We start from the raw sequence: 4,741 nt of genomic DNA, 5'->3' as shown, positions 1-4,741 counted from the left end.
CACGAAGCACGAGTTGGAGTTCGTCAAGTCGCTCGTGAACATGTCGTCTTCGGCCATCAACAACTCGATGGTCGTCGAGGAGCTGCGCGATACGAATCGGAGCCTGGACGACAAGATCCAGCAGTTGAACACGCTGTTTGATATTTCGAAGGAGTTCAACGCCACGGTTGATCGCGATCGCCTCGTCAAGCTTCTGTCGTTTGCCCTGATGGGCCAGATGATGGTGCGGAAGCATCTGTTCGTTTTGCGCCGCAAAGTTGAAGAGGAGAGCGAGAAAGGGGATGGCTACGACATCCAGGTTGTTTCGGCTGCGGGTGCCAGCGGTGACGTGCCGGAGGACTTCCTGCAGCAGCTGTGCGCGATTGAAGCCAACATCGTGATCGACGACACGTCGGAGAATTCGCACTGGCTAAAGGATCGTGGTTACGCTCTTGCGCTTCCGATCAAGCACCAGGGCGAGACCTGCGGGATGCTGTGTCTCGGGCCCAAGTTGAAGGGTGCGTATCGGCCCGGCGAGATCGAGTTCCTCACAGCTCTCGCTAACCTCGCATTCGTCTCGATCCAGAACTCTTTTCTCGTGGACGAGCAGATCGAAAAGGAGCGACTGGAAGAGGAGATGCGTCTGGCGCGCGTGATTCAGGAAGGTCTTCAGCCGAGTGAGCTGCCGACGGCGCCCGGCATCGAGATCGCGATGCTCGCGCTGCCAAGTCGACACGTGGCCGGCGACTACACCGACGTGATCCGTCTGGACGACGACCGGCTGCTGCTGGCAATCGGCGACGTGACCGGCAAGGGGATGCCGGCATCGCTGCTCATGTCAAATCTCCAGGCCGCTCTTCGCACACTCGTGCCGCTCGAAATCCCGCTTGCCGAAATCACCGGGCATATCAACCGCGTGATCTGCGACAACACCGGATTCGACAAGTTCATAACCTACTTCCACGGGATCTACACGGCCGACGACCACTCGTTCAGGTATGTCAACGCCGGCCACAATCCGCCGATGCTGATCCATGCCGACGGCGAGATGGAGGAACTCGAAGCCGGAGGACTGCTGCTCGGGGTGATGCGGGGCATGCCATACGAACGGGGCGACGTGTTCTTGAAGACCGGAGACGTACTGGCGATGTTCACGGATGGCGTCACCGAGGCTATGAGTTCGGAGGAGGTGGAGTTCGAGGAATTCCGACTCGAGGCGGTACTTCGAGAGCATCGTCACCTCGACGCACAGGGGGTGCTGGATGCCGTGCGCTCTGCCATCATCGCATGGACAGGAAGTGCAACGGCCCTCAGCGACGACCTCACAATGCTTGTCGTCAAGGTCGTCTCCTAGAGAAATGCGGCCGCGGTTTGTTGCCGTCCAGGAGTCAGGTGAACTCGTCTGACCAATCTCGCGGTTCGCTGCGATTACCGCAGAATGCCCCGGTCCCGATCGGATTTAGTGGCCTCGTGCACCGACGCCAACAGGTCCATCATCGCTGCGGACAGATCTTTGTTGCGACGCCGCATGACGGTTTCCGCTACCCGCAGCGCCTTGTCGAGCCGATACGTCACGTATCCACCATGAGGACTTCCCCATAGGAACGACGGAATGTGGCGTGGCTGATACCCGGAACCGATCAGATTGCACGACACGCCGACGACCGTACCCGTATTGAACATCGAATCGATGCCGCACTTGGAATGGTCGCCCATGCAGAGACCGGCAAATATCGAGTCCGTCTTCTCCATCTCTCTGAGGGCCTCGTTGAACGCCGATACAATCCCGTAGTCGTTCTTCAGGTTCGACGTGTTCGTGTGCGCTCCGAGATTGACCCAGCTTCCCAGGTAGGAGTGACCCATGAAGCCCGCGTGTGACTTGTTGCTGAATGAGTGAATGACCGAGTCGTGCACCTCTCCGGCGACCTTGCTCCATGGACCGATCACGCAGTTTTCCAGAAAGGCGCCGACCTTCACCGTCGCATGTTCACCGATCGAAACCGGACCGTGGATCACCGCGTGTTCCATCACGCGGGCACTGTGATCGATGATGATGGGTCCGTCTGATGCGTCGAGGACTGCGCCGGAGCGCACCTCCGCGCCCGGGGCAATGAAAATCTGCTCGCCGTTCACGAGATCGGCGCGCTCGGAGATCCGCGTATCGGGTCGCTCGAATACGTTTACGCCCTTCGTCAGAGTCTGGAAATCTGTCTTGATCGTCGCTTCCATGTGAGCAAGCAAATGCCAGATCCTGCTGACCAGCGCCACTCCTGCGAGTGTTTCGACCCGAAAATCTGGAAAGGCCTCCAGGTTGATCAACTCCCGGTTGACCATGCGACCTGGGTCGGCTGCTGCAGGCACCCACGCGGCGATAACCTCCTCGCCATGGACAAATACGGTCGGCGTCGACGATCGGCTTGCCTCCAGAACGGGAGCCAGCTGGTCTAGCGAATTCAGCACGATCCGGCCGTTGACGAACAGAACGTCTACACCGGCTGCGATCCGATTTACGAGCCTGCCCGTTTCCTCGCGAACAACGTCCGCTAGCCCGGTACGGCAGTGCAGGACGATCCCGGTCGCGTCGACGGTCTCCGCGACCGTGTCAAGTATCGTTCGCCGGCCCATTCGAAGGCTGTACACGGCTCTCGTTCGGGTGAGCGGGAAGAAGTGCTCAACACGATCGTCTTCGAAGATGCAAACGAGCATGAATGTGCGGGTAAATGTCGCCTGGTGGTGCCAGCCAAATTATCGACAGGAGAAACGTATGCTAAATCGTGGTTGATTAGAGAACCGTTCATCGGACGGCCGTAACTTAGGCCCTCCTACCGACTCCCGCACTTATCCGCCAGAGCACATGAAGTTTTTCATCGATACAGCCGACCTTGACGAGATCCGCGAAGCAAACGCGATGGGCGTTCTGGACGGTGTTACGACAAATCCTTCGCTCATGAAGAAGGTGGGTGGCTCCGATTTTCACACGCACATTCTCCGCATCTGCGAAATCGTGGACGGTGACGTGTCGGCGGAAGTGGTCGCCACGGATTACGACGGAATCATGAGGGAAGGTCGTGTGCTCGCCGCCATACATGACAACGTGGTCGTCAAAGTCCCGTTGATCATGGACGGGATCAAGGCGCTCAAGTCGTTTAAGGAGGAGGGCATTCGCACGAATTGTACCCTGTGTTTCTCCCCGACGCAGGCGTTGATCGCCGCCAAGGCCGGCGCCACCTACATCAGTCCGTTCATGGGTCGCCTCGACGATGTTTCCACCGATGGCCTGACGCTGATCGAGGAGATCGTTCAGATCTATCAGAACTATGGCTACGCAACCCAGGTGCTTGCGGCATCCATCCGGAGTCCCATGCATGTCGTGAGGTGTGCCCAGATAGGTGCTGACGTTGCAACCATACCGTTCGACGTGATCAAGAAACTGATCAAACACCCGCTCACTGACCTGGGGCTCGAGAAATTCCTCTCGGACTGGGCCGATTACCAGGCGGTGGCTCAATAGGTGAACCGTTTCCGCCCGGTTCTGCGCATCGTCGATCCCACCAACCGGCATGCGAGACCATGAAATTTACATCGCTGGGTGCCTCTGACTCCATCGGAGCAAGCTGCCACCTGATAGAAGCCTCAGGCACCGGTGTCATGCTTGATGCAGGCGTCGACCCGAATGAGGACGGCCCCGCGGGCTTGCCTCGATTCGACGTGGTGAAGAAAAGCACGTCGGCCTTTGTCGATCACGTCATTGTCACACATGCCCACCACGATCACATCGGTGGATTACCGATTCTGATACGGGAATTCCCGCACGCCCAGGTGCACATGACGCGGCCGACCCGAGATCTTGCCGAGTTTGTTTTGCCGGCTTCGGCCCGACTCCAGAAAAGGCGGCTCAGAGAGGGTTCGTCAACTCACGCCCCAATGTTTGACGACAAGGAACTGGAGATGCAGAGCTTCCTGTACCAGACGCACGAGCTCCGCGAAACATTCGATCTGCGGGGAGTCAGGAACGGAGGGCACGTGTCGGCGACGCTGCACCACTCGGGGCATATCCTGGGCGCTGCCGGGGTAGAGCTGGAATTTAGGGACAACGGCGAGTCCCGGCGGGTGTTTTACACGGGTGACACCAACCTGCGCTCGCAGACGATCTTGCCGGCGGGAAATTACCCGGAGTCACCTGTTGACGTGCTGGTCCTTGAATCGACGCTGGGCAGTGATGCGGAGGCCGAGTTGACGACACGACGGCTGGAGGAAGACCGATTCGGGCAGGCGTTGCGCGAGGTGTGGGATCGTGGAGGGTCGTCCCTCGTCCCCGTATTTGCGATCGGACGAGCGCAGGAGGTGCTGGCACTTATCGACCGCTTCAAGAAGCGGAGCATCCTGCCGGCGGAGGCCCCGGTCTATACCGCTGGATCCATGCGCGCTGTCGCCGAGCTTTACGATCGTACACGGCTTGTATCGCCTCGCCTGAACGAGGAATTTACGGTGGAGGGCGTGGAGCAGCTTCGCCTCCCGCGCGGTCGCGCCGGCAAGGAAAAAGTTCTCACGCAGCCAGCTATACACGTTGTATCAAGTGGAATGATGTTCGAGCGCACGTTGTCGAACAAGCTGGCGCAGCGACTGATCGGAGACGCTCGGAACGCCGTGATGCTGGTCGGTTTTGCGACCGAGGAGTCGCCGGCATCGCGGCTGCTGGTGGCGGCTGCCAGGAAAGGAAATGAGCCGGTAGATGTCGTACTCGAGGCCTCCAGAGGAGCTC

4 protein-coding genes are annotated in these 4,741 nt (G+C 59.1%); 3 read left to right on the top strand and 1 reads right to left on the bottom strand.

Translation table 11 applies throughout. The annotated features are described in order from the left end of the window. Nucleotides 1-1,333: SpoIIE family protein phosphatase (locus tag HKN37_17035; protein ID NNE48360.1), on the top strand; the 1,333-nt coding region annotated here is incomplete at its 5' end. Between the two features lie 74 nt (nt 1,334-1,407). Here the strand turns inward: HKN37_17035 and HKN37_17030 are convergent. Then, the gene (locus HKN37_17030; protein NNE48359.1) at nt 1,408-2,685 is read right to left on the bottom strand and encodes a hypothetical protein; all 1,278 of its coding nucleotides are present in this window, start codon (nt 2,683-2,685) and stop codon (nt 1,408-1,410) included. Nucleotides 2,686-2,833: 148 nt separating this feature from the next. Between HKN37_17030 and fsa the strand changes: the two genes are divergently transcribed. Both fsa and HKN37_17020 read left to right on the top strand, forming a co-directional pair. Then, nucleotides 2,834-3,490 carry a fructose-6-phosphate aldolase gene (gene fsa, locus HKN37_17025; protein ID NNE48358.1) on the top strand — a complete coding sequence of 219 codons (657 nt, stop codon included), beginning with the start codon at nt 2,834-2,836 and terminating at the stop codon, nt 3,488-3,490. Between the two features lie 59 nt (nt 3,491-3,549). Beyond that, nucleotides 3,550-4,741 (top strand): MBL fold metallo-hydrolase (locus HKN37_17020; protein NNE48357.1); only part of this gene is annotated, 1,192 nt, incomplete at its 3' end.

It is taken from the genome of Rhodothermales bacterium (genome assembly GCA_013002345.1).
GTDB lineage: Bacteria > Bacteroidota > Rhodothermia > Rhodothermales > JABDKH01 > JABDKH01.
The sequence above is the reverse complement of the archived record's forward strand: the minus strand, read 5'-3'. Positions and strand labels throughout refer to the sequence as shown.

Excerpts from the sequence above, each read along its gene's own strand:
- HKN37_17030 (NNE48359.1), bottom strand. The coding sequence starts at position 2,685 with ATGCTCGTTTGCATCTTCGAAGACGATCGTGTTGAGCACTTCTTCCCG.
- fsa (NNE48358.1), top strand. The coding sequence starts at position 2,834 with ATGAAGTTTTTCATCGATACAGCCGACCTTGACGAGATCCGCGAAGCA.